Genomic DNA, 21,587 nt, shown 5'->3' with positions numbered 1-21,587 from the left:
TCATCTACCTCAGTTTCAGGGTGGCAAGGCCGACCAGCACCAGGATCACGGTGATGATCCAGAAGCGGACGATCACCCGTGGCTCTGGCCAGCCCTTGAGTTCAAAGTGGTGGTGGATCGGCGCCATGCGGAACACGCGCTTGCCGGTCAGCTTGAAGGAGGCAACCTGGATCACCACCGACAGGGTTTCCATGACGAACACGCCACCCATAATGAACAGCACGATTTCCTGGCGGACGATCACGGCGATGGTGCCCAGCGCGGCGCCCAGGGCCAGCGCGCCGACGTCACCCATGAATACCTGCGCCGGGTAGGTGTTGAACCACAGGAAGCCCAGCCCGGCACCGATCAGCGCGCCGCAGAACACGATCAGCTCGCCCGAACCCGGCACATAAGGGATCAGCAGGTATTCGGCGAACTTCACGTTGCCCGACAGGTAGCAGAAGATGCCCAGGGCGCCGCCGACCATCACCGTCGGCATGATCGCCAGGCCGTCGAGGCCGTCGGTGAGGTTGACCGCGTTGCTCGAACCGACAATGACGAAGTAGGTCAGCACGACGAAGCCGATGCCCAGCGGAATGGTGACATCCTTGATGAACGGCAGGATCAGCGTGGTTTCGACGCTGGTCGGCGCGGTCTTGTACAGGAAGATGGCTGCAGCCAGGCCGAACACCGACTGCCAGAAGTACTTCCAGCGGCTTGGAAGGCCGCGCGAATTCTTTTCGATCACCTTGCGGTAGTCATCGACCCAGCCGATGGCACCGAATGCCAGGGTAACGATCAGCACCACCCACACGTAGCGGTTGGTCAGGTCGGCCCACAGCAGGGTGCTGACGGCAATGGCGGACAGGATCAGCGCCCCACCCATGGTCGGGGTGCCGGACTTGGACAGGTGCGATTGCGGGCCGTCGTTACGTACGGCCTGGCCGATCTGGCGGATTTGCAGGGTACGGATCATCCACGGCCCCAGCCACAGCGCCAGGGACAACGCGGTCAGCACACCCAGAATCCCGCGCAGGGACAGGTACTGGAAGACCGCGAAGCCTTTGTGGAACTGTTGCAGATACTCGGCCAACAGCAGCAGCATTAATGTTTCTCCCCGCTGGCACCGCACAATGCCGCCACGACGTTTTCCATCGCAGCGCTGCGCGAGCCCTTGATCAAGATAGTGGTGTCGCTGGCATTCTCGGCGCCAACCGCGTCGATAAGCTCAGCTTGAGTAGCGAAATGGCGACCATTGGCGCCGAACGCCTTGACCGCGTATGTCATGTTGGAACCCACTGCATACAGGGCGTCGACCTTGCCACGCGCGTAGTCACCCACCTGACGGTGGCCTTCTTCCGCCCATTGCCCCAGTTCGCCGATATCTCCAAGCACCAGGACGGTGCGTCCGGAAAAGCCGGCGAGTATATCAATGGCCGCGCACATGGAGGTGGGATTTGCGTTGTAACTGTCGTCGATCACACGCACGCCGTTCGGCGCGATCTGCGCCACGGTACGGCCCTTGACCGGCTGCACGGCAGCCAGGCCGGCAGCGATGCCGCTCAGGGTCAGACCAACGGCATGGGCAGCAGCGGCGGCAGCAAGGGCGTTGCTGACGTTGTGCTCACCAAGCACATTGAGCTGCACGTCTACCACTCCACCAGCGCCATGCAGCTTGAACGACGGGCAACCACGCGCATCGCGACCGATGTCGCTGGCATGGAAATCGGCCTTTGCATTGCTGCGGGCGAAGCTGAAGACCTTGTGCGTGCCGGCGCGTGCCTTCCAGATATCAAAGGCCTTGTCGTCCAGGTTGAGGATGGCGATACCACCCTCGCCCAGGCCTTCGAGGATCTCGCCCTTGGCTTCGACGATCTTTTCTGGGCCGCCGAACTCGCCAACATGGGCGGTACCGGCGTTGTTGATGATGACCACCTGGGGCTGGGTCAGGCCGACGGTGTAGCGGATCTCGCCAATGCGCGAGGCACCCAGCTCGATCACCGCGGCGCTGTGCTCGGGGGCGATCTCCAGCAGGGTCAGCGGCGCACCGAGGTCGTTGTTCAGGTTGCCGCGGGTGGCGTGCACAAGGCCACGGGTGCGCAGAATGCTGGCGAGCATTTCCTTGACCGTGGTCTTGCCGCTGGAACCGGTGATGGCCACCACCGGCTTGTCGAAGGCAGCACGGTTCAGCGCGCCAAGCTGGCCGAGGGCCAGGCGGCAATCGGCGACCAGCAACTGCGGCAGGTCGACATCGGCCACTTCACGCTCGACCAGGGCCGCGACAGCGCCCTTGGCCTTAACGTCGGCAAGGTAGTCGTGGCCATCGAAGCGCGGGCCGGCCAGGGCGACGAACAGTTGCCCGGCGCCAACGCTGCGGCTGTCGATACTGACGCCAGTAAAGGTGGCATCGGCACCGACTTGTTGACCACCCAGCGTTCTGGTCAGCTGGCTGAGTGACATCGGCTTAAGCATGTGGAGCCTCCCAGGCTGCAAGTGCCTTTTCGGCCTCGGTCAAATCGGAGAAGTCATGGCGCTCGCCATTGATCTCCTGGTAATCCTCGTGCCCCTTGCCGGCCAGCACGATCACATCATTGGCAGCGGCAGTGGCGATCAGGTGTGCGATGGCTTCGCCACGACCGGCAACGAACTCGACCTCGGCAGGCCTGGCGAAACCGGGACGGATGTCATCGAAAATGCGCAGCGGGTCTTCGGTACGAGGGTTGTCGTCGGTGACCAGCACGCGATCGGCAAGGCGCTCGGCCACTTCGGCCATCAGCGGGCGCTTGCCGCGATCTCGGTCGCCGCCGCAGCCGAACAGGCACAGCAGCTTGCCGTGCGCGTGCGGGCGCAGGGCTTCGAGCACTTTCTCCAGGGCGTCCGGAGTATGCGCGTAGTCGACCACCACCAGCGGCTTGTCGCCCCCACCCAGGCGCTGCATGCGGCCGATCGGCCCCTTCAGCTGCGGGGTGACCTTCAGGATTTCGTCCAGCGCATAGTCCAGCGCCAACAGGGTCGCCACGGCGGCGAGCATGTTGCTCAGGTTGAAGCGGCCCAACAACTGGCTGCGCAGAGTACGTTCGCCCTGGGCGGTGACCAGGGTGGCGCGCACGCCATCGTCATTGAACACGGCTTCACGACAGTACAGCGAGGCCTCCGAGTTCTCCAGGCTGTAGCTGAGCAACCGGGTCTCGATATGGTCGACACTCGGGCGGCGGGCAAAATCGGCGGCCAGGCGGCGGCCGAAATCGTCATCCAGGTTGACCACCTGGCAGCGCAGGCTCGGCCAGGCGAACAGCTTGGCCTTGGCGGCCTCGTAGGCCTCCATGCTGCCGTGGTAGTCCAGGTGGTCGCGGGACAGGTTGGTCATGACCGCGATGTCGAATTCCAGCGCGGCGACCCGGCCCTGCTCCAGGGCATGGGAGGAAACCTCCATGGCCACGGCCTTGGCGCCACCTTTCTTGAGGTCGTTGAGGGTCGACTGCACGGCGATCGGGTCGGGCGTGGTCAGGCGGCCACTCTGCAGCTCACCATAAAAGCCGGTACCCAGGGTGCCGATCAGGCCGCAACGCTGGCCAAGCAAGTCCAGCGCCTGGGCCACCAGCTGGGTAACGCTGGTCTTGCCGTTGGTACCGGTCACGCCCACCAGGTTCAGCTGGCGGCTCGGTTCGCCATAGAAGCGACCTGCGATATCCGAAAGCTGGGCGATCAGGCCCTTGACCGGGATGAGCGGCACATCGGTGATCGGCAGGACCCTGGCGCCCTGCTCTTCGTAGGCCACGGCGGCGGCGCCACGGGCCAGGGCATCGGCGATATGCTCGCGGCCATCGACCTTGGCGCCCGGCACGGCCAGGAACAGATCACCCGGGCGCACATTGCGGCTGTCCAGGGTCAGTTCACGGATCAGCGGGTCACGGCTGGCGTGAGCGAAAAGCTTGCTCAATGGCATTGTCATCATCCACGCCCTCCCTTGGCTGTTGCTGCTGCATTGACTTGCGATTGTTCGACGGGTGCTGGTGGCGGCAGGTTGTCTGGCGGCACGTTCATCAGGCGCAGGGTGCCGGACATGACCTTGCTGAACACCGGCGCCGAAACCAGGCCACCGAAGTAGCCGCCCTTGCCTGGTTCGTCGATGACCACGACGATGGCGTAGCGCGGGTCGCTCATCGGCCCGAAGCCGGCGAACAGCGAGCGGTAGGCGTTTTCGGTGTAGCCCTTGGAGCCCACGGTGGCTTTACGCGCGGTACCGGACTTGCCGGCCACGTGGTAGAACGGCACCTGGGCGCGGAACACGCCACGTGGCGCTTCAATCACCTGTTGCAGCATGCCCTGGACGGTTTCGGCGGTTTCCTTCGGAATGGCCTGCACGGCTTCCGGGGCCTTGTCGACCTTGAGGATCGACAACGGCACCATCTTGCCGTCGTTGGCCAGCGCCGCGTAGGCATGCACCAGCTGCAGGGCGGTCACCGACACGCCATAGCCATAGGACAGGGTCGCGGTCTCGGCCTTGCGCCACTCGCGGTGGTTGGGCAGGTTGCCGACACGCTCGCCGGGGAAGCCAAGGCCGGTGTACTGGCCCAGGCCGACCTGGGACATGACCCGGTAGATGGCCTCGCCGCCGATGTCGAAGGCGATCTTGCTCATGCCCACGTTACTGGAGTTGATCAGGATGCCGGTCAGGTCGAGGATCGGCCCCTCGCTCCGGGACACGTCCTTGATGGTGTAGCGTCCGATCTGCAGGCTGCCCGGATACACCTCGACCTTGTCGGTCGGCTTCCAGCGGCCACTTTCCAGCGCCGCGCTCATGGAGATCGGCTTGACCGTGGAGCCCGGCTCGAACACGTCGATGATCGCGCGGTTACGCATGGCGGCCGGGAACATGCTGCGGCGGTTGTTGGGGTTGTAGGTCGGCTGGTTGACCATGGCCAGGACCTCACCGGTCTTGACGTCCATGATCACCAGGCTACCGGCCTTGGCGTCCTGTTCGGCAATGGCGTTGCGCAGCTCGCGGGTGGCCAGGTACTGCAGGCGCAGGTCTATCGACAACGCCAAGGTCTTCCCGGCCTTGGCGTTCTTGGTTACCTGGATGTCCTTGATCAGCCGACCGCGCCGGTCCTTGATCACCTGCCGCTTGCCGGGTACGCCGGCCAGCCACTCGTCATAGGCCAGCTCCACTCCTTCGCGACCGTGATCGTCGAGGTCGGTGAAGCCGACCATGTGCGCGGTGACATCACCGGCCGGATAGAAGCGACGGAACTCTTCCAGGCCGTAAACGCCCGGCACCTTCAGGTCGAGTACATGCTGGCCCTGCTCCGGGGTCAGGCCGCGAACCAGGTAGATGAACTCCTTGTTGGCCTGCTGGGTCAGGCGCTCGGCCAACTGCTGCGGGTTCTGCCCCAGTGCTGCGGCCAGCTGTGGCCAGCGGTCTTTGGAGGCCTGCATTTCCTTTGGGTTGGCCCACAAGGTGGTGACCGGGGTACTGACTGCCAGCGGTTCACCATTACGGTCGGTGATCAGCCCGCGGTGAGCCGGAATAGGGATGTGACGCAGACTGCGCGCATCGCCCTGGCCCTTGAGGAAGTCACGGTCGACCACCTGCAGGTCGATGATGCGCCAGCAGATGGCACCGACCATCAGCGCCAGCAAGCCGATCACCACGCGGAAGCGCCATGGGTAGAGTGCGCCTTCGAGCTTCATCATGGCGCCACCATCCGTACTTCGTCAGCCGAAGGTACGCGCATCTTCAGTTGCTCGGAGGCCAGGTTTTCGATGCGGCTGGCGGCGGTCCAGGTGCTTTGCTCGAGGATCAGCCGGCCCCACTCGGCCTGGGCCTTGTCGCGCTCGTTCAACTCGCCGTAAAGGGTGTTGAGCAACTGACGGTTCCAGTGCGCGCTGTAGGATACGGCGATGGCCGAAATCAGCACGGCAACGAACAGCAGAAGCATCAGGAAGCTTCCGCCTGGCAAGGGTTTGGCAAACAGCCTGCTCACCGCAGCTTCTCCGCCACCCGCATCACGGCGCTGCGCGCCCGCGGATTGGCCTTGAGCTCAGCTTCGGAGGCGAACTGGGCCTTGCCGATGAGCTTGATTTTCGGCTCGAAGGCCTTGTGCTGAACCGGCAGGTTGCGTGGCAGGTTGTCGGCCTCGCCCTTGACCAGCTTGCGCATGAACAGCTTGACGATACGGTCTTCCAGCGAGTGGAAACTGATGACTGCCAGGCGGCCACCCACTTCCAGCGCATTGATCGCGGCCTCGAGGCCTGCCTCCAGATCACCGAGTTCGTTGTTGACGTGGATGCGCAGCCCCTGGAAGGCGCGGGTCGCTGGGTTCTTGCCCTTCTCCCATGCCGGGTTGGCCACCTTCAGCACCTCGGCGAGGTCGCTGGTGCGGGTGAACGGTTGCTGTTCACGGCGCTGCACCACGGCGCGGGCCATGCGCTTGGCGAAACGTTCTTCGCCGTATTCCTTGAACACGCGGGCGATTTCTTCTTCAGGTGCAGTGGCGATGAACTCGGCGGCGCTGATGCCCTGATCCGGGTTCATGCGCATGTCCAGCGGGCCATCATTGAGGAAGCTGAAGCCACGCTCGGGGTCATCCAGCTGCGGCGAGGAAACGCCCAGGTCCAGCAATACGCCGCTGACCTTGCCATCCAGGCCGCGCTCAGCCACTTCCGAGCCCAGCTCGGCAAAGCTGCGCTGCACAATGACAAAGCGGCCGTCTTCGGCCGCCAGCGCTTGCCCCGTGGCAATCGCCTGTGGATCTTTGTCGAAACCCAGCAGCCGCCCTTGCGGCCCGAGTTTGCTGAGAATCAGCCGGCTGTGCCCGCCACGGCCGAAAGTGCCGTCCAGATAGCAACCGTCGGCGCGCAGGGCCAATGCCTCGACAGCTTCGTCGAGCAGGACGGTAATGTGGTTGAAGCCGCTATCTATGGTCACAGGATCAGGTCACGCAATTCGTCGGGCATGGCGCCCGGTTGTTGAATAGCTGCAAGGTCGGCTGCCGAAACCGCGTTCCAGGCATCTTCATCCCACAGCTGGAATTTGTTCAGTTGCCCCACCAGCATCGCCTTCTTGTCGAGCTTGGCGTACTCACGCAGACGGGGCGGCACCAGGAAACGCCCGCTGCCATCGAGCTCCAGGTCAACCGCATTACCGATCAGCAAACGCTGCAGGCGGCGGTTTTCCTCACGCAACGATGGCAAGGCACGCAACTTGGCTTCTATCTGTTCCCACTCATCGAGGGGATAAACACACAAGCAGGGGTCAACGGCGTCGATGGTCACGATCAGCTGACCATTGCAACGCGAATCGAGCTCGTCACGGTACCGGCTCGGCATGGCGAGACGGCCCTTGGCATCGAGGCTGACGGCGTTGGCTCCGCGGAACACGGCTGCGATTCCCCACAATGTTAGCTTTTTTGTGCCAGAAAACCCACTTCATCCCACTTTCTGCCACTTGCGCACACTATAGGAATCCGCCCGCAGCACCGTCAAGGCACGTTCGGAAGGAAAAGCCTTACAGGACCGAGATTTAGCGCAATAAAGGAATGCGGAAGGACTACCGAGGGGAAAAAAACACGAGAAAAATCAAACCCACGCAAGCGGATGGAGTTCAAAGTTAAAGTGATTTATTAAGAGTAAGATTTTTTCGGTATTACCAGAGGGCATCTGCTATCGAATAAAGCAGGGAGGGAAAGGTGGAGAGTCGATCTGTAAGCCGGGTTTTGTCGAGGACAGTCATTCCTCTACGACGGCCATCGCTGGACGCCTCTAGCAACCTACCCGGTTCCGACGCGGGCCACGCCTGATGGAACCCTATTTGGTCTTGCTCCGAGTGGGGTTTACCTAGCCACGAACTGTTGCCAGCCGTGCGGTGCGCTCTTACCGCACCTTTTCACCCTTACCGGCACCCGAAGTGCTTAGGCGGTTATTTTCTGTGGCACTTTCCGTAGGCTCGCGCCTCCCAGGCGTTACCTGGCACTCTGCCCTATGGAGCCCGGACTTTCCTCCCCCTGCTGTTGCGGAACAAAAGCAGGCAGCGACTGTCCGATCGACTCTCCGCCGCCAAGATTAACGGCACGCGCGCCCGAGAACAAGCATTACCGACATCTATATCAATTTGCCACTACTCGGCTTTCTGCTTTTCCAGAGCAAGTTGATAGAGCAGGTTCTTGCGAACCCCGGTAATTTCCGCAGCCAGCGCCGCTGCCCGCTTGAGCGGCAACTCGGCCAGCAGCAGGTCGAGCACCCGCTGCGCTTCGGCACTGATTGCCTGCTCGCCCTCCGGCGCACTCCAGCCACCGACCAGCACCACGCACTCACCACGCTGCTGATTGCTGTCACCGGCAACGAACGCGCGCAGCTCGGCCAGGGGCAGGCCCTTGAGGGTCTCGAAGGTCTTGGTCAGCTCGCGCGCCAAAAGCGCCGGGCGCTCTCCACCGAACACCGCCTCCATGTCCTCGAGGCATTCCAGAATACGGTGCGGGGCCTCATAGAAGATCAGCGTGCGCGGCTCTTCCTTTACTTGCTCCAGGCGCGCCCGGCGCCCCGCTGCCTTGGCCGGCAGGAAGCCTTCGAAGATGAAGCGGTCCGAAGGCAGGCCGGCCGCCGACAGCGCGGCGATCAGAGCGCAGGCGCCCGGCACCGGCACCACGTTCACACCCGCAGCCCGCGCCTGGCGAACCAGATGGTACCCCGGGTCGGAAATCAGCGGCGTGCCGGCATCGGAGACCAACGCCACATTTTCGCCCGCCAGCAACTTGGTGAGAAAACGACCGCCCTCATCACGCTCGTTGTGCTCATGGCAGGCTGCCAGCGGCGTGTCGATGCCGAAGTGCTGCAACAGGCGGATCGAGTGACGAGTATCTTCCGCCGCGATCAGGGCCACGTCCGCCAGCACCTTCAGCGCCCGGGCACTCATGTCGTCGAGGTTGCCGATGGGGGTTGCGACCACATACAGCGTCCCCACGGTGGATTTCGAAGCCCCTGCCACATCAGTCACTGCGCACACCTGTCGTTCGGATCAAAGGCGCCATTGTAGCCCGAGCGCCTGCAACAGGGCGCAAAGAACTTCGCCGACGACCGATGGCAGGCCACCTATAGTGAAGGATCGACACGGCAACATCGCGCCCCGGCCAGCGCTTGGGTACAATTGCCGGCCAACTTGATCGAGTAACAGGACCTTTACATGATCGCTTGCCTGCGGCTGTTCACAGCCCTCTGCCTTGCCGCCCTGCTGGCAGCCTGCGCCAGCTCGCCCTCATCCAGCCTGGGCGAGCTGCCGCGCACCCCGGACGCCAGCATCGAGCAACTGCTCGAAAAGGCGGCGTCCAGCAAGTCCGCGGAAGACGCCGCGCTGCTGCGCCTGAGCGCAGCCGACCTGGCCTACAAGCAGAAGGACTTCCCACGCGCCGCACGCATCCTCGAGCTGGTGCCGCTGGAAACGCTCAAGCCGGCCCAGCAAGTGTTCGCCAGCACCCTCGGTGCCGAGCTGGCCATGAGCCGCAACCAGCCCAAGGCTGCCCTGACCGCCCTGGCCCACCCCAGCCTGCAGCGCGTCGCCGAACTGCCGGAAGACCAACAAGCGCGCACCTACAGCGTGCACGCGGCCGCCCTCGAAGCCGATGGCCAGACCCTGGCCGCCGCGCAACAGCGCGTGCTGCTGGCTCCGCTGCTCAGCGGCCAGGCCGCCAGCGCCAACAATGACGCCATCTGGGCCTTGGTCGCCTCGCTGCCGGCAGAGCAATTGCAGCAGCCTGGCAACGACCAGACCCTGGCCGGCTGGACCAGCCTGGCCTTCGCGGTAAAAAGCGCCGGCACCCTGGAGCAGCAGCAAGCGGCTATCGACGCCTGGGTCAAACAGCACCCTGACCACCCGGCCGCCCAGCAACTGCCGCTGGCACTGACCAAGCTCAAGGAACTGGCCAGCCAGCCGCTGACCAAGATTGCCCTGCTGCTGCCCCAGGAAGGCCCACTGGCAGGTGTTGCCCGCGCCCTGCGTGACGGCTTCATGGCTGCGCACTTCCAGGCTCAGCAAGCCGGCCAGCAGGCGCCAGCCGTGCAGGTATTCGACAGTTCGCGCATCGGCTCGCTCGACGACTTCTATCGCCAGGCACAGGCCGCAGGCGTACAGCTGGTCATCGGCCCGCTGGAGAAACCGCTGGTCAAGCAACTGGCTGCCAAGCCACAACTACCGATCACCACCCTGGCCCTGAATTACGCCGACGCCGGCCAGAAGGCGCCACCGCAACTGTTCCAGTTCGGCCTGGCTGCCGAAGACGAAGCCCGTGAAGTGGCCCGCCGCGCCCGCGCCGATGGCATGGTCCGCGCCGTGGCCCTGGTGCCGAGCGGCGAATGGGGCGACCGCGTGCTTGCCGCCTTCCGCCAGGACTGGGAAGGCAACGGTGGCACCCTGCTCGCCGCCGAGCGCATCGCCCAGCCGGTTGCACTGGCACAGCAGATTGCCGACCTGTTCCAGCTGCGCCAGAGCGAAGGCCGCGCCAAGAGCTTGCAGAGCACGGTAGGCGGCAGCATCGCCGCGCAGCCGTCGCGCCGCCAGGACATCGACTTCATCTTCCTCGCCTCGACCCCGCAACAGGCGCAGCAGATCAAGCCGACCCTGAACTTCCAATACGCCGGTGACGTACCGGTCTACGCCACCTCCAACCTGTACAGTGCCAGTGGTGACGTCAACCAGTACAAAGACATGAACGGTATCCGCTTCTGCGAAACCCCGTGGCTGCTCGATACCAGCAACAGCCTGCGCCAGCAGGTCGTGCAGCAGTGGCCGCAAGCCGCCGGCAGCCTGGGCCGCTTGTATGCCATGGGCGTCGACGCTTACAGCCTGGCGCCGCGCCTGGGCCAGCTGAAAGCGCTGCCGGACAATCGCGTACTGGGCCTTTCGGGCAGCCTGAGCATGAACGCCAACCAGCGTGTCGAGCGCCAGCTGCCTTGGGCCGAGTTCGTCGGCGGCCAGGTCCAGCGCCTGCCTGATACCGCTCGCTGATGGCAGCAGCGTCGCCTACCAGCGCCGGCCAGGCAGCGGAAACCCAGGCCCTTGAGTACCTTCAAGGGCAGGGCCTGCAACTGCTGGCGCGCAACTGGCGATGCAAAGGCGGTGAGCTTGATCTGGTCATGCTCGACGCCGATACAGTAGTATTCGTCGAAGTCCGCTACCGGTTGCACGCCGGCTTCGGTGGCGCCCTCGGCAGTATCGACGGGCGCAAGCAGAAACGGTTGGTGCTTGCCGCCAGCCTGTTCTTGCAGAAGGAGCCCCACTGGGGCAACCACCCTTGCCGCTTCGACGTAGTCGCCCTGCAGGGCAGCCACCATGCAGGCAGACCGCTTCAATGGCTGAAAAACGCCTTCGAATGCTGAACCCACTCCGTTTTTTTGCTCTATGTTTCGCGGGCTGGTCGTTGTTGCGCGTAGCAAAGGCCACCGCCCCACTTAAGGTCACCAGATGGACATGCAATCCCGAATTCGCCGGCTGTTCCAGGCCAGCATCGATACCAAGCAACAGGCAATGGACATCCTGGCACCGCACATCGAGCAGGCCAGCCTGGTCATGGTCAATGCACTGCTCAACGAGGGCAAGATGCTCGCCTGCGGCAACGGCGGCTCGGCTGGCGATGCCCAGCACTTTTCCTCGGAGCTGCTCAACCGCTTCGAGCGCGAACGCCCGAGCCTGCCGGCCATTGCGCTGACTACCGACAGCTCCACCCTGACCTCGATCGCCAATGACTACAGCTACAACGAAGTCTTTTCCAAGCAGATCCGCGCGCTGGGCCAGCCCGGTGACGTTCTGCTGGCGATCTCTACCAGCGGCAACTCGGCCAACGTGATCCAGGCGATCCAGGCCGCACATGACCGTGAAATGATTGTCGTAGCATTGACTGGTCGCGACGGCGGCGGCATGGCTTCGTTGCTGCTGCCCGAAGACGTGGAAATCCGCGTGCCTTCGACGGTTACCGCGCGTATCCAGGAAGTCCACCTGCTGGCGATCCACTGCCTGTGTGATCTGATCGACAGCCAACTGTTCGGGAGTGAAGAATGACCCCTATGCGCCTCGGCCTTATGGCCCTGACCCTGTGCCTGAGCGTCACTGGTTGCAGCTCGGTACTGACCTCTACCCGCAATTCGCCGATCGAGGACGATCGCGGCACTCGCACCATCGGCAGCAAGATCGACGACTCGCTGATCGAAACCAAGGCCTCGGTCAACATCGCCAAAGCCAGCCCTGACCTGGACAAAGGTTCGCACATCGTTGTCAGCAGCTACAACGGCATCGTTCTGCTGGCCGGCCAGACCCCGCGCGCCGACCTCAAGAGCCTTGCCGAGCAGACTGCCAGCCAGGTACAGCGGGTCAAGAAAGTGCACAACGAGCTGCAGGTAATGCAGCCCTCCTCCATCCTGGCCCGCAACAACGACGCCTGGCTGACTACCAAGATCAAAGCCCAGATGCTGACCGACAATGCCGTGCCAAGCTCGCGTATCAAGGTGATTACCGAGAACGGCATCGTCTACCTGCTCGGCCTGGTGACCCAGCAGGAGGCCAACTCGGCCACGGCCGTGGTACAGGGCGTGTCGGGTGTGCAGAAGATCGTCAAGCTGTTCGAGTACATCGACTGATTCACTGATTGCCTGCGTCGGCCTCTTCGCGGGTAAACCCGCCCCCACAGGGATCTCACAGCTTTCAAGGCTTGTTGTATTCCTGTGTGGGAGCGGCTTTACCCGCGAAAAGGCCAGCACAGGCGACAACACTGCCCCACCTTTCAGAAATCCAGGAAACACCGCATGAAAAAGCTTCTGCTGCCCGCCCTGCTGTTCGGCACTTTCGCCACCTTGGCCGGCTGCTCCACCCCAAGCCTGATCACCCTCAACGATGGCCGTGAAATCCAGGCCGTCGACGCACCGAAGTTCGACCGCGACGCCGGCTTCTACGAGTTCCAGCAACTCGACGGCAAGCGTACCCGCATCAACAAGGATCAGGTACGCACCATCAGCGACCTGTAAGCCAGGGTTGGCAGCAACAAAAAAGGCGATCCGGTTGGATCGCCTTTTTTGTTACTTGACCACTTTCAGGCTTGGTCGACCAGTCGGGCGTGGCGGCTGGCCACCACCTTCTGGCGGGCCATTGTCGTCCGGCTGCACATCATCATCTTCCGGCTCATCGTCATCCATCACGGGCGGCTCCAGTTCGAAGACCATACCTTGGCCATTTTCGCGGGCGTAGATACCCAGAATGGCGCCAACCGGCACGAACAGCGAGTGAGCCACGCCACCGAAGCGGCCCTCGAAGCTGACCGCGTCGTTGTCCATGTGCAGGCTGCGCACGGCGCTTGGCGAGATGTTCAACACGATCTGGCCATCACTGGCGAAACCGTCCGGCACCTGTACCTTTGGGAATTCGGCATTGACCAGCATATGGGGCGTGCAATCGTTGTCGACGATCCACTCGTACAGTGCTCGAACCAGATAGGGGCGACTGGAGTTCATCAACGGCTCCTTAAAGCTTGCGCATTTCACGTTCTACGGAGGACAGGCTCGCCTGGAAAGGCTCGCGGGCGAACTGCCGCTCCATGTAATCCAGCAGCGGCTTGGCTTGCCGCGGCAGCTCGATGCCCAACACTGGCAACCGCCAGAGTATGGGCAATAGACAACAATCGACCAGGCTTTGCTCCTCACTCATGAAGCAGGCGAATTCGCCGAACAACGGCGAAACCCCGGTCAGGCTCTCACGCAATTCCTTGCGCGCTTCGGCTCGGGCAGCCTCGCTGCTGCGCGAGTCGAGCACGGTATCGGCCAGGGAGCACCAGTCACGCTGGATGCGATGCATCAGCAAGCGGCTGTTGCCCCGCGCAACCGGGTACACCGGCATCAGCGGCGGATGCGGATAACGCTCCTCGAGGTATTCCATCACCACGGTCGATTCATACAGCGCCAAGTCACGGTCGACCAGGGTCGGCACGCTGCCGTAAGGGTTCACCTCGGCCAGCTTGGGCGGCAGGCGGCTGGGGTCGACATCGATGACCTGCACGCTGATACCCTTCTCGGCCAGCACAAGGCGTACCCGATGAGAATAGTGATCAGCGGGGTCGGAATAGCAGGCTAACCTGTTGGTTGCGCCCATGTAGCGCCTCCTCGCACGGGATGCTTGTGAAACTGTAAATGAAAACGCGCCCGTGGTGACCTGGCAGATCTGCCAGGCCACCACGGGCGCGTTCAACAACCAGAAACTACTGCGTGATCAGTGCACGTCCTTCCAGTATTCACGCTTGAGCAAGTAGGCGAATACGAAGAAGAAAGCCAGATACAGCAACACGTAGGTACCGATGCGCTGGCTTTCCAGTTTGACCGGGTTGGCCGAATAGGCCAGGAAGGTCACCAGGTTCTTGACCTTCTCGTCGAACTGCTCGGTCGTCAGGGTACCGGAATTCGGTGTAATGGTCAGCTGGTCGCACGCTTCATGGGTGATCGGGGTGCCGGTCAATGGGTCGAATTGCTTCTTGCCATCGGCCACGGTCTGCACCTGTTTGCAGCCGATGTGCTGGTTGCCCTGCAGGCCAACCAGTACGTTGGGCATGCCGACGTTCGGGAACACCTTGTTGTTTACCCCATAAGGCCGCGATGGGTCCTCATAGAAACTGCGCAGGTATGTGTACAGCCAGTCGGTGCCACGCACCCGGGCTACCAGGGTCAGGTCGGGTGGTGCAGCGCCGAACCAGGTCTTGGCGTCACTGGGTTTCATGCCGATTTGCATGTGGTCACCGATCTTGGCACCGGTGAACACCAGCTTCTCGAGCATCAGCTCGTGGGGGATGCCCAGGTCATCAGCCACCCGCTCGTAACGCTGGAACTTAGCACTGTGGCAGCCCATGCAATAGTTGGCAAAAGTACGCGCACCGTCCTGCATGGCGGCCTTGTCGGTTAGGTCGATGTCGACCTTGTCCAGCTCCAGGCCCGTTTCGGCCGCAAAGGAAAAGGCAGGCATCACTGCCAGCAAAAATACTGCAATCAACTTTTTCATCAGCCAGTCACCCTTTCCGGAACCGGTTTGGTCTTCTCGAGCCTTGTGTAGAACGGCATAAGCAGGAAGTAGGCGAAGTACAACACCGTGCACACCTGCGAAAGCAAGGTACGCCCAGGTGTCGGTGCCAGTACGCCCAGCACGCCGAGGATGACGAAGGCCACGCAGAACACCAGCAGGAAGAGCTTGCTGATCCAGCCCTTGTAGCGCATGGAACGCACCGGGCTGCGGTCGAGCCAGGGCAGTACGAACAGCACGGCAATGGCCGCACCCATGGCGATGACGCCCATCAGCTTGTCAGGCACCGCACGCAGGATCGCGTAAAACGGTGTGAAGTACCACACAGGCGCAATGTGCTCCGGGGTCTTGAAGGCGTTGGCCTGCTCGAAGTTAGGCTTCTCCAGGAAGTAGCCACCCATTTCCGGGAAGAAGAACACCACGGCGCAGAACACGAACAGGAATACCACCACGCCGACAATGTCCTTGACGGTGTAGTACGGGTGGAACGGGATGCCATCCAGCGGGATACCGTTTTCGTCCTTTTTCTTCTTGATGTCGATGCCATCGGGGTTGTTCGAACCCACTTCGTGCAGGGCGAGGATGTGCAGCACCACCAGGCCGAGAATCACGATCGGCAGGGCGACCACGTGCAGGGCGAAGAAGCGGTTCAGGGTGATGCCCGAGATCAGGTAGTCACCGCGAATCCACTGGGTGAGGTCGCCACCGATCACCGGAATGGCGCCGAACAGCGAGATGATCACCTGGGCTCCCCAGTACGACATCTGGCCCCACGGCAGCAGGTAGCCCATGAAGGCTTCGGCCATCAGCGCCAGGTAGATCAGCATGCCGAACAGCCACACCAGTTCACGCGGCTTCTGGTAGGAGCCGTAGAGCAGGCCGCGGAACATGTGCAGGTAGACCACGATGAAGAACGCCGATGCACCGGTGGAGTGCAGGTAGCGCAGGATCCAGCCGTATTCCACGTCACGCATGATGTACTCGACCGAGGCGAACGCCTCTTCCGCCGAGGGCGTGAAGCTCATGGTCAGCCAAACACCGGTGACGATCTGATTGACCAGCACCAGCAGCGCCAGGGAGCCGAAGAAGTAGAGGAAGTTGAAGTTCTTGGGCGCGTAATACTTGCTCAGGTGGTCTTCCCACATCTTGGTGGCGGGGAAGCGAGCATCAATCCAGTCCATGAACTTGCTCATCATGCGTTCTCCTGGTCAACGCCGATGACGACGATCTCGTCCGACTCGTAAGAGTGCGGTGGCACGGGCAGGTTGAGAGGCGCCGGCTGCGACTTGTAGACACGGCCGGCCAGATCATAGTGGGAGCCGTGGCACGGGCAGAAATAGCCACCGACCCATTTCGGGCCAAGATCGGCAGGTGCGACTTCCGGGCGGAAGGTGGGCGAGCAACCCAGGTGTGTGCACAGGCCGACGAGAATGAGGATTTCCGGCTTGATCGAACGAACCTGCGGATCGACGTAGGTGGGCTGTACCGAGGCCTTGGACTCGGGGTCAGCCAGGTCGCCAACGACCTTTTTCAGGTTACCGAGGATCTCGTCCGTTCGCCGCACGATGAACACCGGCTGGCCACGCCACTCGGCCACCATCTGCTGCCCGGCCTCGACCTTGGCGATATTGACCTTCACCGGTGCACCCGCGGCTTTCGCCTTGGCACTGGGAAACCATGACCCCACGAACGGTACCGCAGCCCCCACTGCCCCCGCTGCCCCGACTACAGATGTCGCGGCTACGAGGAAGCGGCGCCGGCCTGCGTTGACGCCGTCATTGCTCATTCAGTCCTCTCCCATCAGCTTGCTTGGCCTGTTGAACCAGACCCTGTACTTAGGTTGTGTCAGTGGCGCTAAAAATTGGTCGCCATGGTAAGAAACAAATCCACACACTGACAAGGTGAATACCCCAGCCAGGGGGCACTACCCGCGCTTTGCTTGATCTGCGTCTATGCGACAAGTGGTCACTGACATGCTGACAGGTTAGTCCAAGACATAAAAAAAGCCCGGTTCCAAGGAACCGGGCTTTTTTCGACTGCCGAAGCGGTATTAACGCTTGGAGTACTGAGGACGCTTACGCGCTTTACGCAGACCCACTTTCTTACGCTCGACTTCACGAGCGTCGCGGGTGACGTAGCCAGCACGACGCAGAGCGCCACGCAGGGTTTCGTCGTATTCCATCAGAGCGCGGGTGATACCGTGACGGATCGCACCGGCCTGACCGCTGACACCACCACCGGAAACGGTGACGTAGATGTCGAACTTCTCGACGGTTTCGGTCAGCTCGAGTGGCTGACGAACAACCATGCGAGCGGTTTCGCGACCGAAGAACACGTCCAGAGAACGGTTGTTGATGGAAATGTTACCAGTACCCGGACGCAGGAATACGCGAGCGGTTGCGGTCTTGCGACGGCCAGTGCCGTAGTTTTGAGTCGCCGACATAATGAACTATCCCGTTAGATCTTCAGTTCTTGAGGCTGCTGAGCAGTGTGTGGGTGAGCAGCACCCGCGTACACTTTCAGCTTGCGGTACATGTCGCGACCCAGCGGGTTCTTCGGCAGCATGCCTTTGACCGCAGTTTCGATAACACGCTCAGGGGCCTTGGCGATCAACTTCTCGAAGTTGATTTCCTTGATACCGCCCGGGAAACCGGAGTGGGAGTAGTACATCTTGTCGGAAGACTTGGCACCAGTCACACGAACCTGCTCGGCGTTGATGACGACGATGTAGTCGCCGGTGTCAACGTGAGGGGTGTATTCTGGCTTGTGTTTGCCACGCAGACGGCTAGCGATTTCGGTAGCCAGACGACCCAGGGTCTGGCCAGCGGCGTCGACTACGAACCACTCGCGCTTTACTGTTTCCGGTTTAGCAGTAAAAGTTTTCATTCTCTAAAGCCTCAGAGGCCGCCCAGCGAAAAATAGACGGCGAATCTTACTGGATAGTGCACAGCTTGCCAAGGGCAAGCGCGCAGCCGAACGCTGACGCTTTTGGGGGCTCGGGTCAGGCACGCCAATGTTCGACGGGGTTCTTCCTGTGTGGTGGTGCATCACTTCCGCCACACGGAGAGGGGCCGAATTATCCAGATTGCGCGAAAAATTTCAACCTGCTTTGATGGGCTTCTTTGTCAAGGAGTGTCTATCCGATGGAATACCGCCAGCTCGGCCGTACCGACCTCAATGTCAGCGCCCTGTGCCTGGGCACCATGACCTGGGGCGAGCAGAACGTCCAGCCCGAGGCCTTCGAACAGATTGCCCGAGCCAAGGCCGCCGGGGTCAACTTCATAGACACCGCCGAGATGTACCCGGTGCCGCCCCGCCCCGAAACCTACGCCGCCACCGAGCGCATCATCGGCAACTGGTTCCGTGACAATGGCGATCGCGACGCCTGGGTGCTGGCCAGCAAGGTCGCCGGTCCCGGCAATGGCATCAGCCACATCCGCGACGGCCAGCTCAAGCACAACCGCCAGCACATCGTCTCCGCGCTGGACGAGAGCCTAAAGCGCCTGCAGACCGACCGCATCGACCTGTACCAGCTGCACTGGCCCGAGCGCAGCACCAACTTCTTCGGCAAGCTGGGCTACCAGCACCTGCCACAGGACCACTTCACCCCGCTGGAAGAAACCCTCGAAGTGCTCGACGAGCAGGTGCGCGCGGGCAAGATCCGCCACATCGGCCTGTCCAACGAAACGCCATGGGGCACCATGAAGTTCCTGCAACTGGCCGAAAGCCGCGGCTGGCCGCGAGCGGTGTCGATCCAGAACCCGTACAACCTGCTCAACCGCAGCTTCGAGGTAGGCCTTGCAGAAGTGGCCATCCGCGAACAGTGCGGCCTGCTGGCCTATTCGCCGCTGGCGTTCGGCATGCTTTCCGGCAAATACGAGAACGGCGCACGCCCGGAAAACGCGCGCCTGACCTTGTTCAGCCGCTTTGCCCGCTACTCCAACCCACAGACCGTGGCTGCCTGCAGCCGCTATGTGCGACTAGCCCGCGAGCACGGCCTGGATCCGGCGCAGATGGCTCTGGCATTCGTCACCCGGCAGCCGTTCGTGACCAGCAACATCATTGGTGCGACCAGCCTCGAGCAACTGGACAGCAACCTTGCCAGCCTCGAGCTGAACCTCAGTGATGAACTACTGGCGGCGATCGAGGCAATTCACCAGGAGCAACCGAACCCAGCGCCTTGAGCCGGACCCTGTGCCCACTTCAAGGCCTGTGGGGCACCTGCAGGAGCAGCCTTGTGCTGCGAAGAGGCCATTGCTTGCGCAGGCAATCTTCAGCCCGGCCTCTTCGCAGCAAGGCTGCTCCTACAGGTTGGCACTCACCCTCTCTTGCACAGGCTAGACACAATCGCCAAAAAATAAGACGATCCAGCCGGTGATTGACCACTCTACCCTATAAGAACAATGACAATGATGTTTACCCAACCCTCCGCGTCGCTGCGGCGCGTCAGCATCCTGGCCATTGACAAGGTGTTCGCTTCGACCTTGATGCAGGCCAAGGATTTCTTCCACCTCGCCAGCTTGCGCTACAGCAAGCAGCTGGGCCTGGGCCTTCAGCCCATGTTCGAGATCCGCCTGGTAAGCCCGGACGGCCAGCCCGTGGACAGCTTCAGCAATGTGCAGCTGCCAGTCGAAGGCGGCCTGGACGACGCCGATGTGATCATCCTCCCGGCCTTCTGGGACGACTTCGACAACCTGCTGCAACGTTATCCACAGGTGCTGCCGTGGCTGCGTGAACAGCATGCCCGTGGCGCTGTGCTGTGCGCCGAGGCCAGTGGCGTGTTCTGGTTGGCAGAGTCCGGCCTGCTCGACGGCAAGGAAGCAACCACCTACTGGCGCTTCTTCAACAGCTTTGCCGAACGCTTTCCGAAGATCCGGCTGAACCAGGACAAGCACCTGACCGACGCGGACAACCTGTACTGCGCCGGCGGCACCACCTCGGCCTGCGACCTGTACATCTACCTGATCGAACGCTTCTGTGGGGCCAACGTGGCCCGCGCCGTATCCCGCGACATCCTCTACGAAGTGCAGCGCAACTACACCCCCGGGCGCATGGGCTTTGGCGGGCAGAAGCTGCACCAGGACCTGATCATCCTGCAGATCCAGCACTGGCTGGAAGAACACTTCGCAGACAAGTTCCGCTTCGAGGACGTGGCCCGCAACCACGGCATGAGCATTCGTAATTTCATGCGCCGCTTCCAGGGCGCGACGGGTGACAAGCCGCTGCACTACCTGCAACGGCTACGGATCGAGACGGCCAAGGGCTTGTTGTCGAGTACGCGCAAGAGCATCAAGACCATCAGCTATGAGGTCGGATATGACGATGCCAGTTTCTTTGCGCGGCTGTTCCGCCAGCATACCGAGCTGTCGCCGAACCAGTATCGGCAACAGTTCATGCAAGAGGCTTGAGGCGAATGGGGCCGCTTTGCGGCCCCGGGAATGTCAAGGCTTGTGCGCCCGCGCCAGGAACTCGTGAGACTGCATTTCCAGCAAGCGGCTCAGGGTACGCTGGAACTCGAACGCCAGGCGCCCACCGGTATACAGGTCCTTCAGCTCCACTTCGGCCGAGATGATCAGCTTGACGTTGCGGTCGTAGAACTCGTCCACCATGTTGATGAAGCGGCGGGCGATGTCGTCGGTAGTGACGCCCATCTGCTCGACGTTGCTCAACAGCACGGCATGGAAAATCTTGCCCAGTTCGATGTAGTCGTTCTGGCTGCGGGGGCCGTCGCACAGGGCGCGGAAGTCGAACCAGGCCACGTCGTCACAGGTAAGCAGGGCATTGATCGGGCGATTCTCGATCATCAGCACGTCGTTCTCGACCGCCTGGGTGCATTCAGGGGTCAGCGCCTTGAAGCTTGCGCGCAGGCTCTGGTGCGCAGCCTCATCGAGCGGGTAATGGTACAACTCGGCCTGCTCCAGGTGACGCAGGCGGTAGTCGACCCCGCTGTCGACGTTCACCACATCGGTGTACTGCTTGATCATGGCAATGGCCGGCAGGAAGCGCGCGCGCTGCAGGCCGTCCTTGTACAGGCCGTCCGGCACGATGTTGGAAGTAGCCACCAGCGATACGCCGTTCTTGAACAACTCTTCCATCAGGGTGCCGAGGATCATCGCGTCGGTAATGTCCGACACGAAAAATTCATCGAAGCAGATCACCTTGGCTTCTTCACTGAAGCGCTTGGCAATGATGGTCAGCGGGTTCTTCTCGCCCTTGAGGGTTTTCATTTCCTCGTGCACACGCTTCATGAAGCGGTGGAAGTGCGTACGCATCTTCTGCTTGAACGGCAGCGCCTCGAAGAAGGTATCGACCAGGTAAGTCTTGCCGCGCCCTACCCCACCCCAGAAATACAGGCCCTTGACCGGGGTCTGCTCCTTCTTGCCGAACAGCTTGCCAAACACGCCCGGCTTGTTGTTCTGCGCGTGCACCAGGTCGTCGTACAGGCGCTGCAGGTGACGCACCGCAGTTTCCTGCGCCGCGTCATGGAAGAAGTCGGGACGTTTCAGATCTGCTTGATATCGTTCTAGGGGCGTCATGATTCGTTAGCGAGGCAACAAAAAACGGG

At 62.0% G+C, this 21,587-nt stretch carries 23 protein-coding genes and 1 other RNA gene; 7 read left to right on the top strand and 17 right to left on the bottom strand.

Going from position 1 to position 21,587, the window contains the following annotated elements; all coding sequences use genetic code 11:
* Nucleotides 1–4: 4 nt before the first annotated feature.
* The 9 genes from mraY to rsmI form a co-directional block, all read right to left on the bottom strand.
* On the bottom strand, nt 5–1,087 hold the full coding sequence (mraY, locus tag CAF92_RS14470) for a phospho-N-acetylmuramoyl-pentapeptide-transferase (RefSeq protein WP_025340548.1): 1,083 nt from the start codon (nt 1,085–1,087) through the stop codon (nt 5–7).
* Nucleotides 1,087–2,454: a UDP-N-acetylmuramoyl-tripeptide--D-alanyl-D-alanine ligase gene (gene murF / locus CAF92_RS14465; protein ID WP_085601203.1), complete on the bottom strand. Its 1,368-nt coding sequence runs from the start codon at nt 2,452–2,454 to the stop codon at nt 1,087–1,089. Before murF ends, mraY begins: the two co-directional genes overlap by 1 nt.
* Nucleotides 2,447–3,937, bottom strand: a complete 1,491-nt coding sequence (gene murE / locus CAF92_RS14460; protein WP_178081792.1) for a UDP-N-acetylmuramoyl-L-alanyl-D-glutamate--2,6-diaminopimelate ligase — start codon at nt 3,935–3,937, stop codon at nt 2,447–2,449. Before murE ends, murF begins: the two co-directional genes overlap by 8 nt.
* Nucleotides 3,934–5,676, bottom strand: coding sequence for a penicillin-binding protein 2 (locus CAF92_RS14455; protein ID WP_161797638.1), 1,743 nt, complete (start codon nt 5,674–5,676; stop codon nt 3,934–3,936). The genes murE and CAF92_RS14455 overlap by 4 nt, the downstream gene beginning before the upstream one ends.
* Nucleotides 5,676–5,969 carry a cell division protein FtsL gene (gene ftsL / locus CAF92_RS14450; protein WP_025340552.1) on the bottom strand — a complete coding sequence of 98 codons (294 nt, stop codon included), beginning with the start codon at nt 5,967–5,969 and terminating at the stop codon, nt 5,676–5,678. Before ftsL ends, CAF92_RS14455 begins: the two co-directional genes overlap by 1 nt.
* Nucleotides 5,966–6,913 carry a 16S rRNA (cytosine(1402)-N(4))-methyltransferase RsmH gene (gene rsmH / locus CAF92_RS14445; RefSeq protein ID WP_046616520.1) on the bottom strand — a complete coding sequence of 316 codons (948 nt, stop codon included), beginning with the start codon at nt 6,911–6,913 and terminating at the stop codon, nt 5,966–5,968. Before rsmH ends, ftsL begins: the two co-directional genes overlap by 4 nt.
* Nucleotides 6,910–7,365: a division/cell wall cluster transcriptional repressor MraZ gene (gene mraZ / locus CAF92_RS14440; RefSeq protein WP_004575120.1), complete on the bottom strand. Its 456-nt coding sequence runs from the start codon at nt 7,363–7,365 to the stop codon at nt 6,910–6,912. Before mraZ ends, rsmH begins: the two co-directional genes overlap by 4 nt.
* 308 nt (nt 7,366–7,673) lie before the next feature.
* An RNA gene (gene rnpB / locus CAF92_RS14435) (RNase P RNA component class A) lies at nt 7,674–8,034 on the bottom strand.
* A 67-nt stretch (nt 8,035–8,101) separates the two neighbouring features.
* The gene (gene rsmI / locus CAF92_RS14430; protein WP_043935900.1) at nt 8,102–8,977 is read right to left on the bottom strand and encodes a 16S rRNA (cytidine(1402)-2'-O)-methyltransferase; all 876 of its coding nucleotides are present in this window, start codon (nt 8,975–8,977) and stop codon (nt 8,102–8,104) included.
* 186 nt (nt 8,978–9,163) lie between these two features.
* On the opposite strand from rsmI, the gene CAF92_RS14425 reads away from it, so the two are divergent.
* The 5 genes from CAF92_RS14425 (at nt 9,164) to CAF92_RS14405 (ending at nt 12,990) form a co-directional block, all read left to right on the top strand.
* On the top strand, nt 9,164–10,981 hold the full coding sequence (locus tag CAF92_RS14425) for a penicillin-binding protein activator (RefSeq protein WP_046616518.1): 1,818 nt from the start codon (nt 9,164–9,166) through the stop codon (nt 10,979–10,981).
* Complete coding sequence (locus CAF92_RS14420) at nt 10,981–11,352, top strand: YraN family protein (protein ID WP_013974121.1); 372 nt, start codon at nt 10,981–10,983, stop codon at nt 11,350–11,352. The genes CAF92_RS14425 and CAF92_RS14420 overlap by 1 nt, the downstream gene beginning before the upstream one ends.
* Nucleotides 11,353–11,437: 85 nt before the next feature.
* Nucleotides 11,438–12,031, top strand: a complete 594-nt coding sequence (locus tag CAF92_RS14415) for a phosphoheptose isomerase (protein ID WP_012274070.1) — start codon at nt 11,438–11,440, stop codon at nt 12,029–12,031.
* On the top strand, nt 12,028–12,606 hold the full coding sequence (locus CAF92_RS14410; RefSeq protein WP_063913315.1) for a BON domain-containing protein: 579 nt from the start codon (nt 12,028–12,030) through the stop codon (nt 12,604–12,606). Before CAF92_RS14415 ends, CAF92_RS14410 begins: the two co-directional genes overlap by 4 nt.
* A gap of 165 nt (nt 12,607–12,771) precedes the next feature.
* A complete protein-coding gene (locus tag CAF92_RS14405) occupies nt 12,772–12,990 on the top strand; it encodes a YgdI/YgdR family lipoprotein (protein WP_046616516.1) in 219 nt (72 codons plus the stop codon).
* Between the two features lie 51 nt (nt 12,991–13,041).
* On the opposite strand, the gene CAF92_RS14400 is transcribed toward CAF92_RS14405, so the two are convergent.
* The 7 genes from CAF92_RS14400 to rplM form a co-directional block, all read right to left on the bottom strand.
* A complete protein-coding gene (locus CAF92_RS14400; RefSeq protein ID WP_046616515.1) occupies nt 13,042–13,473 on the bottom strand; it encodes a ClpXP protease specificity-enhancing factor in 432 nt (143 codons plus the stop codon).
* 10 nt (nt 13,474–13,483) lie between these two features.
* Nucleotides 13,484–14,107, bottom strand: coding sequence for a glutathione S-transferase N-terminal domain-containing protein (locus tag CAF92_RS14395; RefSeq protein WP_085601202.1), 624 nt, complete (start codon nt 14,105–14,107; stop codon nt 13,484–13,486).
* A gap of 117 nt (nt 14,108–14,224) precedes the next feature.
* Nucleotides 14,225–15,004, bottom strand: a complete 780-nt coding sequence (locus CAF92_RS14390) for a cytochrome c1 (RefSeq protein WP_046616512.1) — start codon at nt 15,002–15,004, stop codon at nt 14,225–14,227.
* Nucleotides 15,004–16,215, bottom strand: a complete 1,212-nt coding sequence (locus tag CAF92_RS14385; protein ID WP_046616511.1) for a cytochrome bc complex cytochrome b subunit — start codon at nt 16,213–16,215, stop codon at nt 15,004–15,006. Before CAF92_RS14385 ends, CAF92_RS14390 begins: the two co-directional genes overlap by 1 nt.
* Nucleotides 16,215–16,808, bottom strand: a complete 594-nt coding sequence (gene petA / locus CAF92_RS14380) for a ubiquinol-cytochrome c reductase iron-sulfur subunit (protein WP_015271723.1) — start codon at nt 16,806–16,808, stop codon at nt 16,215–16,217. The genes CAF92_RS14385 and petA overlap by 1 nt, the downstream gene beginning before the upstream one ends.
* A 264-nt stretch (nt 16,809–17,072) precedes the next feature.
* On the bottom strand, nt 17,073–17,465 hold the full coding sequence (gene rpsI / locus CAF92_RS14375; RefSeq protein WP_003260797.1) for a 30S ribosomal protein S9: 393 nt from the start codon (nt 17,463–17,465) through the stop codon (nt 17,073–17,075).
* A gap of 14 nt (nt 17,466–17,479) precedes the next feature.
* Entirely contained in the window at nt 17,480–17,908 is a 429-nt protein-coding gene (gene rplM, locus CAF92_RS14370) for a 50S ribosomal protein L13 (protein WP_003260798.1), read from the bottom strand.
* 257 nt (nt 17,909–18,165) lie between these two features.
* Here rplM and CAF92_RS14365 point away from each other — a divergent pair, with 257 nt between their 5' ends.
* Nucleotides 18,166–19,206, top strand: coding sequence for an NADP(H)-dependent aldo-keto reductase (locus tag CAF92_RS14365; protein WP_046616510.1), 1,041 nt, complete (start codon nt 18,166–18,168; stop codon nt 19,204–19,206).
* A 303-nt stretch (nt 19,207–19,509) separates the two neighbouring features.
* Entirely contained in the window at nt 19,510–20,430 is a 921-nt protein-coding gene (locus CAF92_RS14360) for a GlxA family transcriptional regulator (RefSeq protein WP_075047039.1), read from the top strand.
* A 33-nt stretch (nt 20,431–20,463) separates the two neighbouring features.
* On the opposite strand, the gene zapE is transcribed toward CAF92_RS14360, so the two are convergent.
* Nucleotides 20,464–21,558 (bottom strand): cell division protein ZapE, encoded by a 1,095-nt coding sequence (gene zapE, locus CAF92_RS14355; RefSeq protein WP_046616509.1) that lies wholly within the window; start codon nt 21,556–21,558, stop codon nt 20,464–20,466.
* Between the last annotated feature and the right edge of the window lie 29 nt (nt 21,559–21,587).

It is taken from the genome of Pseudomonas sp. B10(2017) (assembly GCF_002113295.1).
In the GTDB taxonomy this organism is placed as follows: Bacteria; Pseudomonadota; Gammaproteobacteria; order Pseudomonadales; family Pseudomonadaceae; genus Aquipseudomonas; species Aquipseudomonas pudica.
This window is presented reverse-complemented; position numbering and strand designations above follow the sequence as displayed.